The organism is Spirochaetota bacterium, from assembly GCA_034190085.1.
Taxonomy (GTDB): Bacteria; Spirochaetota; UBA4802; order UBA4802; family JAFGDQ01; genus JAXHTS01.
The window spans coordinates 1-18,737 of sequence record JAXHTS010000034.1 but is presented as its reverse complement, the minus strand read 5'-3'; the positions used below and the strand labels follow the sequence as shown (position 1 = coordinate 18,737).

16 protein-coding genes and 2 pseudogenes are annotated in these 18,737 nt (G+C 37.4%); 16 read left to right on the top strand and 2 right to left on the bottom strand.

The window, feature by feature from the left end; genetic code table 11:
• The first annotated feature begins 815 nt into the window (after positions 1 to 815).
• The 3 genes and pseudogenes from SVZ03_06205 (at position 816) to SVZ03_06195 (ending at position 5,415) form a co-directional block, all read left to right on the top strand.
• The gene (locus tag SVZ03_06205; GenBank protein MDY6933800.1) at positions 816 to 2,120 is read left to right on the top strand and encodes an SUMF1/EgtB/PvdO family nonheme iron enzyme; all 1,305 of its coding nucleotides are present in this window, start codon (positions 816 to 818) and stop codon (positions 2,118 to 2,120) included.
• Positions 2,121 to 3,093: 973 nt separating this feature from the next.
• Positions 3,094 to 4,848: an Ig-like domain-containing protein gene (locus SVZ03_06200; protein MDY6933799.1), complete on the top strand. Its 1,755-nt coding sequence runs from the start codon at positions 3,094 to 3,096 to the stop codon at positions 4,846 to 4,848.
• A gap of 147 nt (positions 4,849 to 4,995) precedes the next feature.
• Positions 4,996 to 5,415: pseudogene (locus tag SVZ03_06195) on the top strand (GxxExxY protein).
• A 2-nt stretch (positions 5,416 to 5,417) separates the two neighbouring features.
• On the opposite strand, the gene SVZ03_06190 reads toward SVZ03_06195, so the two are convergent.
• Together SVZ03_06190 and SVZ03_06185 are read right to left on the bottom strand one after the other, a co-directional pair.
• Positions 5,418 to 5,636, bottom strand: a complete 219-nt coding sequence (locus tag SVZ03_06190) for a hypothetical protein (protein MDY6933798.1) — start codon at positions 5,634 to 5,636, stop codon at positions 5,418 to 5,420.
• Positions 5,633 to 6,055 carry a hypothetical protein gene (locus SVZ03_06185; protein ID MDY6933797.1) on the bottom strand — a complete coding sequence of 141 codons (423 nt, stop codon included), beginning with the start codon at positions 6,053 to 6,055 and terminating at the stop codon, positions 5,633 to 5,635. Before SVZ03_06185 ends, SVZ03_06190 begins: the two co-directional genes overlap by 4 nt.
• Positions 6,056 to 6,312: 257 nt before the next feature.
• Here SVZ03_06185 and SVZ03_06180 point away from each other — a divergent pair, with 257 nt between their 5' ends.
• The 13 genes and pseudogenes from SVZ03_06180 to SVZ03_06120 form a co-directional block, all read left to right on the top strand.
• Positions 6,313 to 6,438 carry a hypothetical protein gene (locus SVZ03_06180; protein MDY6933796.1) on the top strand — a complete coding sequence of 42 codons (126 nt, stop codon included), beginning with the start codon at positions 6,313 to 6,315 and terminating at the stop codon, positions 6,436 to 6,438.
• A gap of 729 nt (positions 6,439 to 7,167) precedes the next feature.
• A complete protein-coding gene (locus SVZ03_06175) occupies positions 7,168 to 7,731 on the top strand; it encodes a hypothetical protein (protein MDY6933795.1) in 564 nt (187 codons plus the stop codon).
• 122 nt (positions 7,732 to 7,853) lie between these two features.
• Positions 7,854 to 7,979, top strand: coding sequence for a hypothetical protein (locus SVZ03_06170; protein ID MDY6933794.1), 126 nt, complete (start codon positions 7,854 to 7,856; stop codon positions 7,977 to 7,979).
• A gap of 102 nt (positions 7,980 to 8,081) precedes the next feature.
• Positions 8,082 to 9,094: pseudogene (locus tag SVZ03_06165) on the top strand (IS481 family transposase).
• 215 nt (positions 9,095 to 9,309) lie between these two features.
• Positions 9,310 to 10,314 (top strand): MBL fold metallo-hydrolase, encoded by a 1,005-nt coding sequence (locus SVZ03_06160; protein MDY6933793.1) that lies wholly within the window; start codon positions 9,310 to 9,312, stop codon positions 10,312 to 10,314.
• Between the two features lie 206 nt (positions 10,315 to 10,520).
• Positions 10,521 to 11,309 (top strand): alpha/beta hydrolase, encoded by a 789-nt coding sequence (locus SVZ03_06155; protein MDY6933792.1) that lies wholly within the window; start codon positions 10,521 to 10,523, stop codon positions 11,307 to 11,309.
• A 121-nt stretch (positions 11,310 to 11,430) separates the two neighbouring features.
• Positions 11,431 to 11,913, top strand: coding sequence for an NUDIX domain-containing protein (locus SVZ03_06150; protein ID MDY6933791.1), 483 nt, complete (start codon positions 11,431 to 11,433; stop codon positions 11,911 to 11,913).
• A 92-nt stretch (positions 11,914 to 12,005) separates the two neighbouring features.
• Positions 12,006 to 12,641: a cyclic nucleotide-binding domain-containing protein gene (locus SVZ03_06145; protein MDY6933790.1), complete on the top strand. Its 636-nt coding sequence runs from the start codon at positions 12,006 to 12,008 to the stop codon at positions 12,639 to 12,641.
• A gap of 163 nt (positions 12,642 to 12,804) precedes the next feature.
• Positions 12,805 to 13,650, top strand: coding sequence for a diaminopimelate epimerase (gene dapF, locus SVZ03_06140; GenBank protein MDY6933789.1), 846 nt, complete (start codon positions 12,805 to 12,807; stop codon positions 13,648 to 13,650).
• A gap of 219 nt (positions 13,651 to 13,869) precedes the next feature.
• Positions 13,870 to 14,208 carry an inorganic pyrophosphatase Ppa gene (locus SVZ03_06135; protein MDY6933788.1) on the top strand — a complete coding sequence of 113 codons (339 nt, stop codon included), beginning with the start codon at positions 13,870 to 13,872 and terminating at the stop codon, positions 14,206 to 14,208.
• 140 nt (positions 14,209 to 14,348) lie between these two features.
• On the top strand, positions 14,349 to 14,780 hold the full coding sequence (gene arfB, locus SVZ03_06130; GenBank protein ID MDY6933787.1) for an alternative ribosome rescue aminoacyl-tRNA hydrolase ArfB: 432 nt from the start codon (positions 14,349 to 14,351) through the stop codon (positions 14,778 to 14,780).
• Positions 14,781 to 15,226: 446 nt separating this feature from the next.
• On the top strand, positions 15,227 to 16,381 hold the full coding sequence (locus SVZ03_06125; GenBank protein ID MDY6933786.1) for a serine hydrolase domain-containing protein: 1,155 nt from the start codon (positions 15,227 to 15,229) through the stop codon (positions 16,379 to 16,381).
• Positions 16,382 to 16,738: 357 nt separating this feature from the next.
• Positions 16,739 to 18,737 (top strand): right-handed parallel beta-helix repeat-containing protein (locus SVZ03_06120; GenBank protein ID MDY6933785.1); only part of this gene is annotated, 1,999 nt, incomplete at its 3' end.

The following is an 18,737-nucleotide window of genomic DNA, read 5'->3' as shown; positions in this document are numbered from 1 at the left end:
GAGCCTGGTATTCCTTGCGCAGAGCCTGGTATTCCTTGCGCAGAGCCTGGTATTCCTTGCGCAGAGCCTGGTATTCCTTGCGCAGAGCCTGGTATTCCTTGCGCAGAGCCTGGTATTCCTTGCGCAGAGCCTGGTATTCCTTTTGTTGATTTTAGATATATTTGAATTACGAATATATCCCCAGTTTAGTAGGGTATGAGTAACCTTAAGAATAGAAAGGTGATATATACCTACTCTTCTATATATACCAAGGTTATATGAAATTGCTGGCTGGGATTTTTTTATTTGTTAAAAAATAGACTAATAAAGATTGAATTTCGGCACTAATGAAAAGCCGCTCCTCCATGAGCGTCTATATAACATATAGATATAAAATAACTGTAATGCAGCATTTTATCAAGAGTTTATGTTTGATTCTATTTTGTTTGACCTAATTGCTGTATTTTTGTTAACTTGCTGCAAGATTGAGGGGAGATTGTCGAAACAGCTTGTCTTTTCATATAATTTTAATTAAATTGTATGTAAGTACAAATGAATTAAAATGAGCCTGGGTTTAGCCTGTTTTCGGGGAACAAATAAACTAGCTATAACAACCTATATTTAATTATATTCATAATTATTCGGGATTGTATTTTCCGTGCGTATAATTATTTTTTTATATAATGGGGTTCCTGTAAAAGTTGATATCTAAGAAATTGATGCTGAATATCAGCGATTACATGCGATTATATCCGTTTATACTCAGTGAAAACGGTATAATATACTTTTTACAGTAACAGGATATAATTACATTTAAATTTCAAAGGAGAATTTTTATGAGAAGATTTGCAGGTATGGTTTTTGTTGGTTTAATTATGTTTTTGGGCATGAGCTTGGTCGGCTGCGGTGATGATGGCGGAGGAAGCGACATACCGATCATACCGGGCTCCACCGCAGTCACGGGCGTATCGCTGAACAAGAGCAGCACAACCATAGGTGTTGGTTTATCGGAGCAGTTGACAGCCACAGTTGAGCCTGCCGATGCTGCGGACAAGAGCGTGAGTTGGTCAAGCGATAATGAAAGCATTGCCACAGTGGCATCAGATGGCACTGTGACAGCTATTGCGGCGGGAATAGCGACCATTACAGTAACTACAACGGATGGAGGATTTACTGCTGTATGTGAGGTTATGGTTATTCCGAAAGACATGGTGTATGTGCCAGGGGGCACATTTCAGATGGGGTATGACGGTGTTGCAACGCCAGTGCATGAGGTTACTTTAAGCAATTTTTATATGGGTAAATACGAGGTGACGAATGCGCAGGTGGTTGAGGTTTTCAACTGGGCGAATGCAGAGGGGAAGTTTGTGGAAGTTAATGAAAATACAGTAAGGAATACTGGAGATAGTCAGGAACTGCTTGATTTAGATGATGATGATGATGATGAAGGTTGTCATTGTCTTATAGAATACATTGGCGGGACATTTTCAGTTAAGTCTGGCCTTGGCGATGACGGAAATGGGGACAGTGTTGATCTGTCGAACTATCCATGCGTAGAGATAAGCTGGTATGGGGCTGCTGCGTTCTGTAACTATTTGAGCGAGATGGAGGGGTTGACGCCCTGCTATGACTTGAGTGATTGGAGCTGTAATTTTAGCAATAATGGCTACAGGCTTCCTACAGAGGCGGAGTGGGAATATGCGGCCAGGTATATTGACGGAATTAGCTGGCTTCCAGGTAATCATGCAAGCGGAGATGAAACAGGTTATTGTTATCCGATTGATGGAGGAGAATCAACGGTTTTTGGAGATTATGCATGGTATTATGATAATTCAGGAACTACTCCGCATAGCGACTTATGGAGCAGTCGAGGAACACATGAGTTTAGTACAAAGGCTGCAAATGAGCTTGGCTTATATGATATGAGCGGGAATGTATATGAGTGGTGCTATGACTGGTGGAGCAGCTATGGCAGTGGTTCGGATATAAACCCAACAGGGCCAATAAGCGGTACTGACCGCGTGCTACGGGGTGGAGACTTTACCGACGACTCCAACGACCTGTGCGCTTCTAATCGTCGTGACAACGCCCCGTTCGAATCGAGCTCTGGCTTTGGCTTCCGCTTTGCGAGGACTTATTAGTTTTTGGCAGAGCCTTTTTAAGCACCTTCTGTGCAGGCTCTGCATTAGCTCATCCGTGAGCGTCAGATTTTTACATTTTTACCTTTTTGAGTTTTTTTTAAAGCTGGGGGATACAAGGGGGCAAGGCCCCCTTGTTCTATTTTTTTGATGTAGGTTATTGAAAAAGCGTATTTCGGTCATAGACAACTTGAGAATCCCTAACAGATTCTTTCAAAAAAAAGGACTTGTCTCACTTTACTCATTTGTATCAAAAAATGAATATCAAAGGGTTTCCCCTTGCTATTCAGGGGCAATGCTAAACGGGCATAATGACAAATTCCCTTAGGGGTCGCCCAGGGCGAGAAAAATGCACGCTGGTAAATATAGGGAATTGACCCTATTGCGACAACGTGGAGGCGGTGGCGAAAGCCACTGTCTTACCCACTCATCAGAAATGATATTTTCGATCAATTAAGACACCACTCTATTTCATTTGACCTAATTGCTGTATTTTTGTTAACTTGCTGTAAGATCGTGGGGAAATGGGCGAAACCGCTTGATTTTACAAATAATTTTAATTATTTTATATTCAAATGAGTTAAAACTAGCCTGGGTTTAGCCCAATATCATTAAATATAGCATTCTAAGTTTTTTATATAAAATCAGATTTTATTTTCTGTAAAGTATGACTTCATAGATTCCTGCATTCGCAGGAATAACATTGAGGTTTAACCTGTTTTTGGGTAATAAATAAACTATATCGCTATAACGACGTATACTTATCAATATTCATAATTATTCGGGATTGTATTTTCCGTGCGTATAATTATTTTTTTATATAATGGCGTTCCTGTAAGAGTTGATATCTAAGAAATTGATGCTGAATATCAGCGATTACATGCGATTATATCCGTTTATATGCAACGGAAACTCTATAATATACTTTTTGCGTTAACGCCATATAATTGGATCAATATTTCAAAGGAAAATTTTTATGAAGAGATTTGCAAGCATGGTTTTTGTTGGTTTAGTTATGTTTTTGGGCATAGGCTTAGTCGGATGCGGAGATGATGATGGAGGCAGTGACATACCGATCATACCGGGCTCCACTGCAGTCACGGGGATAACGCTGAACAAGAGCAGCACAACCATAGGTTTAGGTTCAACTGAGCAGTTGACAGCCACAGTTGAGCCTTCTGATGCTGCGGACAAGAGCGTGAGTTGGTCAAGCGACAATGAAGGCGTTGCCACAGTGGCATCAGATGGCACAGTGACAGCTATTGCGGTGGGAACAGCTACCATTACAGTAACTACAACAGACGGTGGATTTACCGATGAATGTGAGGTGACGACAGTTATTATTGACGTCACGGGCGTATCGCTGAACAAGAGCAGCACATCTATTCCAGTAGGTTCAACGGAGCAGTTGACAGCCACAGTGGAGCCTTCTGATGCTGCGGACAAGAGCGTGAGCTGGTCAAGCGATAATGAAGGCGTTGCCACAGTGGCATCAGATGGCACAGTGACAGCTATTGCGGTGGGAACAGCTACCATAACTGTGGAAACAACATACGGTGGATTTACCGCTGACTGTGAAGTGACGGTTATAATTCCAGTCACGGGGGTAACGCTGAATAAGGGCAGCACAACCATAAATGTAGGTTCAACTGAGCAGTTGACAGCCACAGTTGAGCCTTCTGATGCTACGGACAAGAGCGTGAGCTGGTCAAGCGACAATGAAGGCGTTGCCACAGTGGCATCAGATGGCACAGTGACAGCTATTGCGGCGGGAACAGCGACCATTACAGTAAGTACAACGGATGGAGGATTTACTGACACCTGCGAAGTGACGGTCCCGCATAGAGCTGGCGACAGTGAGACGCTTTCAGCCGGTGGTGTGAGCTTTAACTTAGTCTATGTCGAGGGGAAAAGCTTTCCAACAGTAACAAATGACAGCGGAACAGCAGAGGTAGGCGATTCCTATTGGATTGGCGAGACTGAGTTGACTTATGAGCTTTGGGATGCGGTACACACCTGGGCCACAACCAACGGTTACAGTTTTGCCAATGCAGGCATTATGGGCGACGGAACAGGTGATACAGCTCAGCATCCTGTGACCATGATAAACTGGCGGGACTCTATGGTCTGGTGCAATGCACTTACCGAGTATTACAATGAGCAGAATGGAACAGGTTTTACACCTGTTTATACAGACGACGATACACTGTCTGGAACACCAATCAGGGATTCGCGGGATAGCAATTGGGCTCAGTGCGATGCTGTTGTTCCGGTTGACAATGCAACCGGTTTTCGACTGCTTACGAGCAATGAATGGGAGCTTGCGGCGCGGTATATATCTGATTTCAACGGCGATGGAGATATTGAGGACAGTGGCGAATTTTATCCAGGAGATTTTGCCAGTGGTGCTGATGCTGATTATGACGATATAGCGTTATCTGACTATGACGGCGATGGAGACCAGGACGAAACAGGGGATGTGGCCTGGTATTGGGATAACAGTGGTTCCAGCACACATGAAGTTGGTGATAAAGATGATAATGCGCTTGGTATTTATGATATGAGCGGCAATGTGTGGGAATGGTGTTTTGATTTGAGCGGTTCGGACCGCGTGGGACGTGGCGGGAGCTGGCTCTATTCTGCTGGCTACATGCAGGTTGGCCGTTGGGGCAGCAACGTTCCGTATTACGAGAACATCATCGGAGGCTTCCGCTTTGCGAGGACTCCGTAACCTTTTGGATTTTTACCTTTTTTGTTTTTTACATGGGGGATACAAGGGGGTTTCAACCCCCTTGTTCTATTTTTTTTATGTAGGTTATTGAAAAAGCGGTACGAAAACTGTCTGAACCACTGATTATTTATGATTAAGGGATAAACCGTGATTAAGAGTGAATACAAGTATTCTGATTTAACATCTGAGATAATTGGATGTGCGATGAGAGTTCATTCTGCTTTAGGGAATGGTTTTCAAGAAGTTATTTATCAGAGAGCATTGGCTATTGAAATGGAAGATTCTGGTTTATCCTTTAATCGAGAATATGAGATGCCAATATTCTATAAAAATCAGCAAATCGGCACACGAAGGGTTGATTTTTTAATTGAAACAGTTATAAGTGTCGAATTATAGGCGCTTTCTAAACTAGAAGATGTTCATTTAGCGCAAGGTCTTAATTATCTTGAGGCATACGATTTAGAAGTAGGGTTATCAATTAACTTTGGATCTAAAAGTTTGGAATTTAAACGTTTATTAAATAAGAAGTTCAACCAAAAAGATCAAGGCAATCATTTAATCAAGTAAAATCAGTGGTTCAGACGATTGGCAAAGAAACTTCTGTAAGAGAGGGCATACCTCCCTTTGTAATAGTTAGAAACAGTCATTTGAGCGAAATTGTCAGAAAAGAGATAAAGATCCTTGAAGTGCTTAAAGAGATTTACCCTGTTAAATCCGCTATGCCATTGGCTTTGCCAATTTAACAGGATTTTAGCAGGCGATTCATGTGCCGCAATCTGAAATTTCACAATAGGCCAGAAATACGCAAATACTCCATTAATTTGGGTTCATCCTTTGCAAACTCCTTTAAAGTATCCACTAAGACTTTCTCACGGTGGGTCAATTCATCTATCCTTGTGTGAACCGGTGCAAGGGTTGTTCGCCTGTCCCAGAATACTAAGCCCCCAACAAAGATCATTACACCCAGGAAACCACCAATCATTGTAGCCCATATCAGATCGATCCGATCATTGAGCTTATCGATCCGTTCATTAACCTTGCCTATCTCAGTTGTAAGCCGCTCATTGAGCTTATCAATACGCTCAAGGATAAGCTGGTCCGCTGGAGAGAGACGGATGGTTTCTCTGGAACGTTCGTTAGCATATCCCCACCCAGTTAGGGCCAGAGACCAATATATTGCAAGAAATAATAAAAATGCCTTATGCATAGCTTATTCTCCCCTATACGCTATCACAAAACACCTGGCTTTTGGGGTATCACTCTTCTCAGTAACCTCAATCAGCATATCTTCCTGTACCTGAATGTTCTGTTACTGGATTGTGTCTTTAATCTATTCCGTAATTTTTTATGTGTCAATAAAAAAACGAGCATGAACGCCCAGGTCTCTTAATGAATGATACTTCATGCTTGATAAATTGTAAATTGTTACAATCATTCTATGCTTTAACAAAAGAAACCATGGAAATGGAGACATCAAATTTCTTTGCAAAATATTGGATTGGAAAGACTATAAAAGAAATAATGAATGATTTTGATGATGTGATGAAAGAGGTGAGAGTTAAGAAGCTACCTGATTGGGACAAGATATAATAAATATCATATAATATCAATATAGTGATGATATATCAGAATGAAATAACATTATTTTCCAATCAGTATCATCTTTATTAATGAAGATGCTATAATAATAAGGGAAAAAAATCCCAGCCAGCAACACCCTATAACAGCAGATTTAGGCAAGGGCTTCGCCATATTTTTCTTCCGCTTCGCTCCAGAAAAACCTCTTAAACCCGCAACTCGTTGTACGAAATGAACGCGCAATAACTAAATGCTAATACTATGGAAAATAAAATTTATATTGATAAAGCAATTTTTTTCAAAAGTATCGATGAACTTGAAATAGAATTAGAAACACCTATCGGATTTTTTGAACATCTTTAAAAGGAAGACGATTGGTCTATTTATAATAAAATTACATGCATTAATCGAAGCAGCATGCACTTAATTAATATTATATCATTTTAATGAAAAAGAACTTTATGATATTATTTCAAAATTAGAACTGAGCAACAAATCAACATAAATAACTAACATACTCAAAATATACAGGCATCACCAACTGATAGGTTTCTCCCCCTTCACAAATTTTATTAATTTATCAAAGATTAATAAAATATTTATCCTTCCTAAACCGATTAACATATATTTTTTATAATGAAAACTTTAAAAGGGAGGTGATGAAAAAAGCAGAAACCAATTTTAATTGGTAAAGAAAGTACAAAAAATTATTAAACTAAAGGAAAAGAGGAGCTAACTCTAATGAATTTAAATCCATCAAAACTATTATCTAGATCAGTAGGTATTATCGGAGTCTGTACAATTAGTTTATGTCAATTCTATTGTGATATTGAAATGGAGGAAACAATTGGCAAGTGGATGTCTAGTGATTTTCATCAGCACACTTATTATACTGATGGTTCCACTACTTTTGATTTCGTTATGAGTAAAAATGAAGAGTATGGATTGGACTGGTGGGCGAATTCAGAACATGGTGGAGAGAGGAACAGGGATGGAAATGGTAATTACTGGGATGATATCATTTTCTATCCACAAAATCCAATCCTGGGAGATTATGAAGAGAGCAATGGACACCAAGAAATGTGGAGATGGCAGAGCTTAAGGGATTTTGTTTATCCGGACATAGTTGAGTCCAGAAAATTGTATTCTGATAAATATATTATTTCAGGACTCGAATGGAATGTTCCTGGTCACGAGCATTGCAGCGTTGGTGTTGTTGCAAAGGATGCTAAGGCTATTAGCGCTTTTGAATATATGTTTGATCGTTCTGATGATGATACTATACTAGCCGTGAAGGGGAGATAACTTCCTTTGGCACTTTAAATAAGCAGAATAGTAAAAGATATGAATGGATTGACGGAGAAAAGATTAAAAATCAAGTAGATGCATAACAAGCTCACTAGGATGCATTAAGAGCTGCATCATAGATGCAGAAGCAATATGATAAGGATTTAATTGATGATGCATGGATCCTATTTGCTCACATTGAAAGAAAAGGTGCATGGGATACTGAAAGGGCTGCCAGCGATGGCTCAACTGGTTTAAAATTGTAATAGTTAAGATAATATCTGACATTCCGATAATAAAACTGACACTTATTCCCCCCGGGGGGAATAAGTGTCAGTTTTCGGCAAATACAATTATGAGGAGTGTCTATGAACCAAGAAGACAAAATAATCAAAACAAAAGTTGGTCTAATAAGACTTGCAAAAGAATTGGGTAATGTATCACAAGCATGTAAAGTTTTTGGATATTCAAGAGATAGCTTCTACAGATTTAAAGAACTTTATGAGAATGGAAGTAAAGAAGCGCTAAAAAAGATTAGCAGAAAAAAGCCTAATATTAAAAATAGGATCAATCCTATAATAGAAGATGCATTTTTAAGATGGCCATTGATCGCCCGGCTTGTGGCCAAATGCGGGTATCTAACGATTTGAAGAAAGATGGTTTATTCGTTTCCCCAGGTGGAGTAAGGAGTATTTGGCAAAGACATGATCTGTAGACATTTAAGAAGAGGCTTAAGGCCTTAGAGTCAAAAGCTGCTCAGGATGATTTAGTATTAACGGAGGCAAAATTAGTAGCTTTAGAGAAAGCCAAAAGGGAAAAGGAGGCCTATGGAGAGATAGAAACGGAACATCCTGGCTATTTAGGATAACAAGATACGTTTTATGTTGGGACAATGAAAGGTGTTGGCCGAATATATCAACAGAGTTTTATTGATACTTATACAAGGTTGCTTTTGCTAAACTCTACACTACTAAAACTGTTATTACAGCTGCGGATATTTTAAACGACAGAGTGTTGCTATTTTTGAGGAGCAAGGGATTCCTTCTTTGAGGATATTAACAGATAGAGGGACTGAGTATTGTGGGAAAATTGAAAACCATGAATATCAGTTGTATTTAGCAGTTGAAAATATTGATCATTCTAAGACAAAAGCCATGAGTCCTCAATCGAATGGCATTGGTGAAAGATTTCATAAGACTGTGTTGAATAAATTTTATCGCGTTGCTTTTAGAAAAAGATTTACAGAGATTTAGAGGAGTTACAAGAAGATCTTGACGATTGGATAAAATAATATAATGATGATAGGCCACATACTGGCAAGTATTGTTACGGAAGAACGCCCATGCAAACATTTCTAGATTCGAAGAATATTGCTCTATAAAAGATGCTGGATAATAACTTACAGACAACAAAAGAAAATGAGAGTGTCAGGTTAAATGTTGTATAGTACATAACTGTCGAATTATTATGATAATGTACAAATTGAATTTAATACTATTTACATTAACAACGATTATATTAACATTTATGGTTATTATTTTATTATCATGCTCATCTATGGGAAGTGACCCAAAGGGTGACCGATTGGACAAAATAATGAATTCAGAACAATATAATCGCAGGAAAAATAAATTTCAAAATCCTCATAATACACCAATATCCACAGGAAGATCATGGGTAGTTATAATGTACGATTTTATTTTTAAGACCAAGGGCCGCACACCAAAGGAAAAACTGCCAGTAGCCCCACTAAAATTATCAGAATTAAAAATAATAAATAAAAATCTTCGATTTGCATGGCTTGGTCACTCAACAGTTCTTTTAGAGATTGATTCAAATCGAATTCTTATTGATCCAGTTTTTTCTACCTATGCATCCCCGGTTCCATTTATGGTAAAACGTTTCCAGCCACCTGTGTTAACCATCGATGAAATTCACAATATTGACATTATACTTATTTCTCATGATCACTATGACCACCTTGATTACAAAACAATTACAAAATTAAAGGCTCGCGATATTCAATATGTTGTTCCTTTAGGTGTAGGCTCACACCTGGAGTCCTGGGGCGTTGATAATAAAAAAATAACTGAATTGACATGGTGGAATTCCACCAATCATAAAGGATTAAAATTAACCTGCACGCCCGCACAGCATTTTTCTGGTAGAGGTTTTTTCAATAGAAATAAAACGCTATGGTCTTCCTGGTCTATACAAGGACAAAATGAAAACATCTTCTATAGTGGAGATTCCGGTTATGGGAAACACTATAAGGAAATCGGTAATCGATTAGGACCATTCGATCTAACATTTCTAGAAAATGGGGCTTACAGTTTAGATTGGAAATTTGTACACCAACTTCCAGAGGAAGCTGTTCAAGCGCATATAGACTTAAAAGGCGAAGCGATGATTCCTGTCCACTGGGGTATGTTCAATCTGGGTTTGCACACATGGTTTGATCCAATTATTAGAATAACAGATGAGGCAGAAAAGCGAGGTGTAAGAATAATCGTACCTAAACTTGGGCAACTTATATCAATGGATAAGAATTATGTCTTGGAAGATTGGTGGTCAGAGATAATCTCAAGGGAGACGAATTAACTTTATATACCATATATCAATAATATCTATACATCCCACAAGCCAATCTTGAATAAACCTGCAGCCGTAAAAAGCTCCTTTAGGAATAATAATTCAAATCAGTACAGGTGTATTGATAATCGAATTGAATGCATAAATCCATCTTGTTTCTTAGTTGACGTATAGGACTCTTCATCACATCATGTTATTGACTTTGAAGGAATAGATTGGTTAAGAATATGTATTCAATAAAGAAAATTGTCAATCATTATGGCAGGGATTATAGTATTAATTATATATACAGACAAAGGTCAAGCGATCTTATAGTCTTTTTACACGGTATAGGTTGCTCTCAGGATTCCTTTGCTGATGCATGGGTTATTAGCTACCTGATGGAATTTTCCATTCTTACCTTTGACTTCATAGGATATGGAAATTCATCTAAACCAGAAGATTTCTCCTATACAATGGAGGATCAGGCAGATATCTGCGAAAAACTCATCAAAAATTATCCTGAACAAAGAATACACATCGTTGTTCACAGCATGGGTGGCGCAATAGGATTATTACTATCAGATAACATGTTAAAGTCTGCAATATCATTCGCTAATATTGAGGGGAATCTCATTAGCGAAGATTGCGATCTCGTTAGCAGAAAAACAATAAATCAGCCTTACAAGGAATTTGAGGCAAAATATATTAAGAGATGCGAGTCGCCATCAGACAAAGATAAAAAAAAATATTTCGATCTGAACCAAACCTCACCTATTGCATTCTATAAGAGTTGTGAATCATTAGTAGAATGGTCGGACAGTGGAATATTGATACAAAAATTTAAAAGTTTGAATTGCAAAAAGGCATACTTCTATGGAGATAAGAACTCAGATATGAAAATACTTGCTGAACTTGACGGGATAGAAAAGATTAAAATTGATAATAGCGGTCATTTTGTCATGAATGATAATCCTGAGGAGTTTTATTCAAAACTCTATAGTTTAATAACAAATACCCTGTAATAGACAATTTCAATATATTCTAATGATGATAGTTATTCCTAAATACTACATACCTCTAAAACACCAACGGAATAGTATATTAATATAATAGAAGTGCTCAGCATAAGGAGGAGAAAGGGATATGAAATTTTGTCCTATCTGTGGAAACAATTTGATCATTGCAGAAGAGGGTGGGAAGCAACGTCAACGCTGCTCGAGCGCGACATGCAATTATGTATTCTGGGATAATCCGGTCCCAGTTGTTGCAGCAATAGTAGAGATTGATGACAGAGTAGTTATGGCTCGTGGTGTAGGATGGCCAGAAGGGATGTACGGACTTATCACAGGATTTCTTGAAAAGGAGGAGACTCCAGAATCAGCCATCCTTCGAGAAGTTAAAGAAGAACTCAATTTAATAGGAGAGATTGTCAGCTTTATCGGATATTACTCATTCTATGAGATGAACCAACTAATTTTAGCCTTCCATGTGAAAGCAGAGGGAGAGATAATAACAAATGAAGAAATTTCTGAAATTATGCTTGTACCTCCAGAAGAGTTGGAACCCTGGCCCTTTGGAACAGGGTATGCAATACGTGATTGGTTAGACAAAAGAGGAGATAGATAAAAGCGGCTTTCGTAGAATTAACGAATAATTTTGTTGTAACTTATCTTATATAATATTTTTTCAGAATTGAAAAGAGTACCAATTGAGTAATTATGGAGAAGATACTTGTTAACTTAGGATATTTCCTAATGCTATTAGCGTTAGCCATTCGGGATATACTATGGCTTCGCAGCATCTTGATGTTAGGGCAACTTCTTCTCTTTACTTATTCTTTAATTGTAGATAATTATACAGTGGCTTTCTGGAATATGCTCTTTTTCATTATCAACACCATTCAGGTAGTGCGACTCATAAGAGAACGAAGACCGATTGAATTGCCAACAGAGTTGAACGATCTCTATCAAAGCATATTCTCATCAATGAGTAAAAGAGAGTTTCTCCTCTTTTGGCATATGGGAAGCATTAAAGTGATATGCAATGAATTGATGATTAGGAAGGGCGATCATCTGGAAGAGATTTCGCTTATATTATCAGGTTCTGTAAATGTGGTTAAGGATGGCAATTGCATAGCACAGTTATCAAGGGGAAGTTTTATCGCTGAGATGAGCTTTATTACTGGTGAACCTGCATCAGCGGATATTATTGTCAATGACAACATTAAGTATATATCATGGGATCAGGACAAGCTTAGAAGCATGGAACAATTATATCCTGATTTATTGATTAAGATCCAGAATATACTTGGTAAGGATCTTGTAAGCAAGATTAAGTTAGCAACAATTAAGTAATCCAGTTTATTATTTTCCATTAGAATTATTTGAATAGGTTTTTTTCTTAACTACCCCTACATGGATGATCTTGGTGCTAATAGACAAGCATTATATAATGCAATGGATCTAATTTGATATCCTAATTCATTATTATTCTATCAAGTGAGGTATATCAGCGTCAATGAAGTTTGTTAAATATCATGCTTTGGGCAATGACTATATTGTTTTGAATCCAATAGATTTAGATACAAAATTAGATATCAATACAATTAAACTGATTTGTCACAGAAATTACGGGATTGGATCAGATGGCATCCTTATTGGACCATATGAATCTTCAGAATGTGATTTTGGATTGAGCATCCTCAATCCGGATGGCAGTGAGGCAGAAAAGAGTGGAAATGGTCTACGCATTTTTTCCCGCTATCTCTGGGATATTGGACTTGTTCATGATGATACCTTTACAATATTAACACTAGGAGGTCAGGTGAAATCCCAAGTTCTTGATAAAGGCAGTAGTGTTACTGTTGATATGGGAAGAGTCAGCTTTCAGAGTAATAAAATACCTGTAACCGGCCCACAGCGGGAGGTTATAAATGAAACGATTATAGTAGATGGATCTGAATTAAAATTTTGCTCTGCTACTATTGGAAATCCACATTGTGTTGTCCTTCTGGATGAGATATCAGAGCAAACTGCTCACAAGTATGGGCCAGTGATAGAGCGTGACTCCCGTTTCCCGAATCGGACGAACGTTCAGTTTATGAAGGTGTTGGATAAAAATAATATTCAGATCGAAATATGGGAACGCGGTGCTGGATATACACTGGCCTCAGGCAGCAGCAGCAGCGCTGCAGCAGCCATTGCCTATAGATTAGGATTATGCAATTCAAACATTGCTGTTCATATGCCCGGTGGGAAGATTGCCATCTCCATCTCAAAGGACTTTTCAATTATTATGACTGGTTCAGTAACCAGGATAGCTGATGGGAATATCTCAAAAGAGATGCTAAATCAGAAAATCTAATAGTTTTCTGAAAATAAAGTATAATATGGATTATCATCTCCTTCAATCTCATAATGATTACAACAGACATGACACCAAGGAATAAATCGCATTCTTTTACGGTTTAGTATAATTCATAGTTATATTTCAAGCTTTCAATAAAAAAGAGAATAGAAAGTACTTGCATTGATTTAAATTTAACATTATTGTAGATCATCATAGAAAACTGGAGAATATAATATGCCACTTTCAAATCTACTTGAAGAAGCGAAACAATTCGAAATTCAATCTTATAGTAAACAGGAAAAGCTAAAGGATATGAAAAAAACTCATATTCCTTTCTCCGGATCACCTCGAAAACATCCTCATGACTCTGAAAAGATAATCTTATTATCTGATCCATATAGCACCAACAACTTCTATTATGAATTCAAGATTAAGGATATTTCTTTTGTTGAAGAATTACCAAATATAGTCAATCTGGAAGAGGAAGTATTTACAATGGTCAGGATTTGGGTAAAAAAATCAAGTGTAGGATTAAGGTGTACTCCTTTTATTGTTGCTGACTTGAATATATAAATAATTATAAATTATACATCAATGGAACTTTAAGGACAACAGGATAAATCTTACAGAATAGTCATAGAGTACAATATTGACCTAACAAATACTATACTGATTAAAGATCAGCATACACCTCATGAAGTTTATATATAATGATGATACAGATTACAGACATCATTGCTATTGATGAAAATGAAATTAAACTAGACTTCATCCGAGCCTCAGGTCCAGGTGGACAAAATGTAAATAAAGTCGCATCAGCGGTACAACTTCGCTTTGATGTGGGCAACTCACCTGGCTTACCCATTGATGTCCGGGAACGCTTAGCGCATATCGCTGGCAAGCGGATAACTGAAGATGGGATATTAATTATTGATGCTAGACGATACCGCACTCAGGAGCGGAATCGTCAGGAAGCTATAAATCGTCTGATTGATTTGATCCGCAAGGCATCCAAAAAGCCAAAATTGCGCCGTAAGACAAAACCAACCCTAGTATCAAAGATTCGTCGATTAGATAATAAGCGACATCGAGCCAATACCAAAACCCTGAGACAATCAGTTCCTCATAATGATGAATATAACTGACTATATATAATTAAAACCTTTAATAAATATATCCTTATTATGATGTGAAAATGTGCTCAATATTTGATAAAAATTATTACTTTTAACGAGTCATAGCTATTGAATGAAGTTATTGGTGATGAAATACCTGCTTTATCAACATTCTCAATTTTAAAATTTGCGAAAAACACCTTACATCATTGATTTGCATATAATATTTTAGAAAGCGACAATTATGATGACACTGAGGGGTGCTACTTTAAAGTAATTATTATCATATGATATTATCCGGTTTCTTTATATCTATATATACTGAATGTTATACCTATAGAGTCAGTTGATTCACAAATAAAAATGTGAAAAATAGTTACTAAGAATTATAAATTCATGATTATATAGAAAACTATGTTAGACAGATAGCAAAATACAAACTTGTTTTGCTATAGATAAAATAGGAAGTATAGAGAATGAGAAAAATATCATTTCAACTCAGTCTTATTCTAATAACAACTTTTGCTGGATGTAGCCATTCTCCGCAATCTAAATCCAATATTCGCTCACTGATTACAATACCCATTGAATCCATAAAATCAAATGGATCGATTGTTTCTCAATCCTTAAGTAAAGATAAAGTTGATTTATTGGAAAAGAAACTCGACGAGATAAAATTGACTACACAGGTTAAGGGAATAAGCGCAACAGTCGGTGTACCAAATGAAGGGATATGGTATGCTACTCGAGGAATTACAGGCAATGGGATGATAACGAAAATCACGCCTGACTTAAAGTTTTGTGCGGGAAGTATCTGCAAGATATTTACAGCCGTTGTTGTGCTAAGCTTAGAAGATGAGGGAAGATTGCACCTGGGGAGCTCAATTGATAAGTGGCTGCCTGAAATGCATCATGCAGCTCATATTACCATAAATCATCTGCTCACCCATACATCAGGAATAGCAACTTTTGATAGTGTGAAGGAATATGAAGCCAATAAGTACCGCTATCGGAATCCGAAAGAGGTGCTTTCATATTTAAAAAACAAAGAACTGCTTTTTAAACCAGGCCAACACTTTGCTTATTCAAACATAGGCTATTTAATGCTGGGAATAATAATAGAGAAGGTTACAGGAAAATCTTATGAGGAAGCTGTCAAGCAGTATATAATCGATAAAATAAATCTGAAAGAAACAGATGTAATGACCGACCAAAACCTTAAATCTCTTGTTGTAAGAGGCCATCATAATGGGAATGTTTTATCTAAAACAGAAGATTATATTATTCCTTTTGCAGCCGGGTCAATTCTTGCTACACCAAAAGATTTAAATATATTTTTTCAAGCTCTGATGAGCGGTAGACTTCTGTCACAACACAGTCTTCAAATCATGTTTTCGGACATGAATCTTATGTCTGTTACACAAAATACATACTACGGCAAAGGTATTGTAGTCGCCGCCAGTACGCCTATTGGAGATATTATTGGTCATAGAGGTGGGATAAAAGGATTTGGATCGGCTCTATATTATCATCCTAAGGAGAATTTTTTTATATGTGTTATGATGAATGATGATACAAAATCTCCTGATCCGGCAGTATTCAGGTTAATGGAAGTAATGATGGAAGAGTAAGATAATAATATGTTTAGCTTATTCTGAAGTTTAGTAAACAGGATATAAGTAACAATTATTCTTGTTTGTTGTTTATATCGCTTTGTTGAGGATTATTTCTGTTCTTAAGAAGATTGGATGATCAATGGCTGAAAAGCTGAAGATGTATTCTTGAATACAATCAAAAAAAATGTTGAATAATATATTCAGATTCAACGACATCTGGTTTGACATTAATCGTTTATTATAACTATAATATAGTTGAGGAATAGAGTTTCTTGGATATTTAATCATCTTGTATCATTTGACATTTTTTTCATTACATCATTACATATAATGTAATTATATATACAATCTTTTTATGATTTATAAACTTTTATGATAAAAAAGATTCTTCAACTATCACCAACAATTTTACTATTATTATCAATCTTTTCTTGTGACCGATGCAATTCTGACAGTTCGAATAACATCGGTATAGTATCAACTCCTGTTTTTTCCCAGCTATCAGGAACATATAATCAGGATATAAGTATTACTATTACAAGCTCCACAGTTGGTGCTGTGATCTATTACACACTTGATGAGAGTACACCCACGACAGATTCTACTGAATATTCAACATCCATACTTATTAGTGAAAATGGCACCATAATGACAATCAAAGCAAATGCAGTAAAACACGGGATGCACAATAGTGCTGAAGCAAGCGCTTATTATGCAATAGAATATGAAAACTCCAAGTTTATTGATCCATCTGCCTCTACTTCTGGAAATGGTTCGCTTGCCTCTCCCTATAACTCATGGTTAGATGTAACCTTTGAGGCAGGAACAACATATCTGCAGAAACGTGGTACAATCGCAAGGGAAAAGGTTACAGTTGATGCGTCTGGAACTGAAGACAATGCTATAGCAATTGGGGCATACGGCAGCGGGAGTGATCCAATTATTCAGGGCTCTGAAATTGAAACTGGCTGGGAGCACACTCAGGATAATATTTATGAGAAGACAATCGATTCAGGTGTACAAGGACTTGGAATGGTTGCAGAAAATGGAAATCCACTCAAATTCAATACATGGAATACTGATTTAAATACAACCTTTAATAGTGCATCCGCAGGCTCATATACATTTGAATATTCCACAAATACAATGTATGTATGGTGTACTGATGATGCTGATCCTGATACTCACACCATCGAGGTAAGCCGTCGTTTATTTGGAATAAATGGAGATAATCAATCATATATTACTATACAGAATGTTCATATTCGTTATGCCAGTCTTCATGGCATTGTATTTGCAAACAGCAATAATATTACAATAAGCAATTGTACGCTTGAAAAATTAGGAGGAGCTGTTATTATTTCAAATCCATCTATCATACAGGCAGGAAATGGCATCGAATTTGGTAATTCATGCTCCAACTGCACAGTAAGTGGATGTACAGTTTCTGATATATTTGATTCAGGCATTTCTCCGCAGACGTATGACAGTAATAGTACCGCCCTTAATTTCATTTTTACTGGCTGCACAGTCACCAGATGCGGATTTGCAGGAGTTGAGATTGTAATACTGTCAAATAGCGGCACAACAGGAAGTTCAATCAGCAATGTAAAAGTACAGGATATTGAGATAATAGACTGCGGCAAAGGCTGGAGCGGCATCAGATGGGATACCGAGGGACGAGGTATAAAGGTTGATGCTGATGTTGGAGCTGGTCAATTATCAGATGTCCTGATTGAAAGATGCTCAATATCTGGATCTGCTGGAGAAGGCGTCTATATAGGCGGCGATGCAGGAGTTGTTACAATTCACAGGTCCAGAATAAATAATAACAACCTGGATGGGGTTTCTGCATCAAGCATTGGCACTACACTCGGTCTCAATCTGTCATCTTCACTAATTTACAGCAATGGGGACAATGATGGCGCAAAAGATAAAAATGGAATATCCTTTAATGTGCCATCAGGGCAGGGTTTTAATATATATCACAATACATTTTATAATAATGCTTTTCTTGGGCTTGCAGTCTGGAATCACTCAGGAGATGCTAATTTTATAAACAACACTTTTTATAATAGTGTCGCAAGTTCGTATCTGTACTCAATTGCATTAGCAGGCGCGGTTATTGATTTCAACTGTTATTATGAACATGGAACAACTATTATTGGTTATGACAGTATTCCATATTCTGAAATTTCAAATGGCAGTACTGGATTTGCTGATGTAACTTCATTTGAAGCAAACGGAACAGGCAGCGATCCTCAACTTACTGATCCTGCTAATGGCATCTTTACTCTTCAGAACACATCCTCTCCATGTTACCAAGCTGGAGATAGCACAACAAACATTACAACAGACTTTGCTGGAAATA

Bases quoted from the DNA above. Each gene is read 5' to 3' on its own strand.
- SVZ03_06205 (MDY6933800.1), top strand. From the start codon at position 816: ATGAGAAGATTTGCAGGTATGGTTTTTGTTGGTTTAATTATGTTTTTG.
- SVZ03_06185 (MDY6933797.1), bottom strand. From the start codon at position 6,055: ATGCATAAGGCATTTTTATTATTTCTTGCAATATATTGGTCTCTGGCC.
- SVZ03_06125 (MDY6933786.1), top strand. From the start codon at position 15,227: ATGAGAAAAATATCATTTCAACTCAGTCTTATTCTAATAACAACTTTT.
- SVZ03_06170 (MDY6933794.1), top strand. From the start codon at position 7,854: ATGCAGAAGCAATATGATAAGGATTTAATTGATGATGCATGGATCCTA.
- SVZ03_06180 (MDY6933796.1), top strand. From the start codon at position 6,313: ATGGAGACATCAAATTTCTTTGCAAAATATTGGATTGGAAAGACTATA.
- SVZ03_06160 (MDY6933793.1), top strand. From the start codon at position 9,310: ATGAATTCAGAACAATATAATCGCAGGAAAAATAAATTTCAAAATCCT.
- dapF (MDY6933789.1), top strand. From the start codon at position 12,805: ATGAAGTTTGTTAAATATCATGCTTTGGGCAATGACTATATTGTTTTG.
- SVZ03_06135 (MDY6933788.1), top strand. From the start codon at position 13,870: ATGCCACTTTCAAATCTACTTGAAGAAGCGAAACAATTCGAAATTCAA.
- SVZ03_06175 (MDY6933795.1), top strand. From the start codon at position 7,168: ATGAATTTAAATCCATCAAAACTATTATCTAGATCAGTAGGTATTATC.
- SVZ03_06150 (MDY6933791.1), top strand. From the start codon at position 11,431: ATGAAATTTTGTCCTATCTGTGGAAACAATTTGATCATTGCAGAAGAG.
- SVZ03_06145 (MDY6933790.1), top strand. From the start codon at position 12,006: ATGGAGAAGATACTTGTTAACTTAGGATATTTCCTAATGCTATTAGCG.
- arfB (MDY6933787.1), top strand. From the start codon at position 14,349: ATGATACAGATTACAGACATCATTGCTATTGATGAAAATGAAATTAAA.
- SVZ03_06200 (MDY6933799.1), top strand. From the start codon at position 3,094: ATGAAGAGATTTGCAAGCATGGTTTTTGTTGGTTTAGTTATGTTTTTG.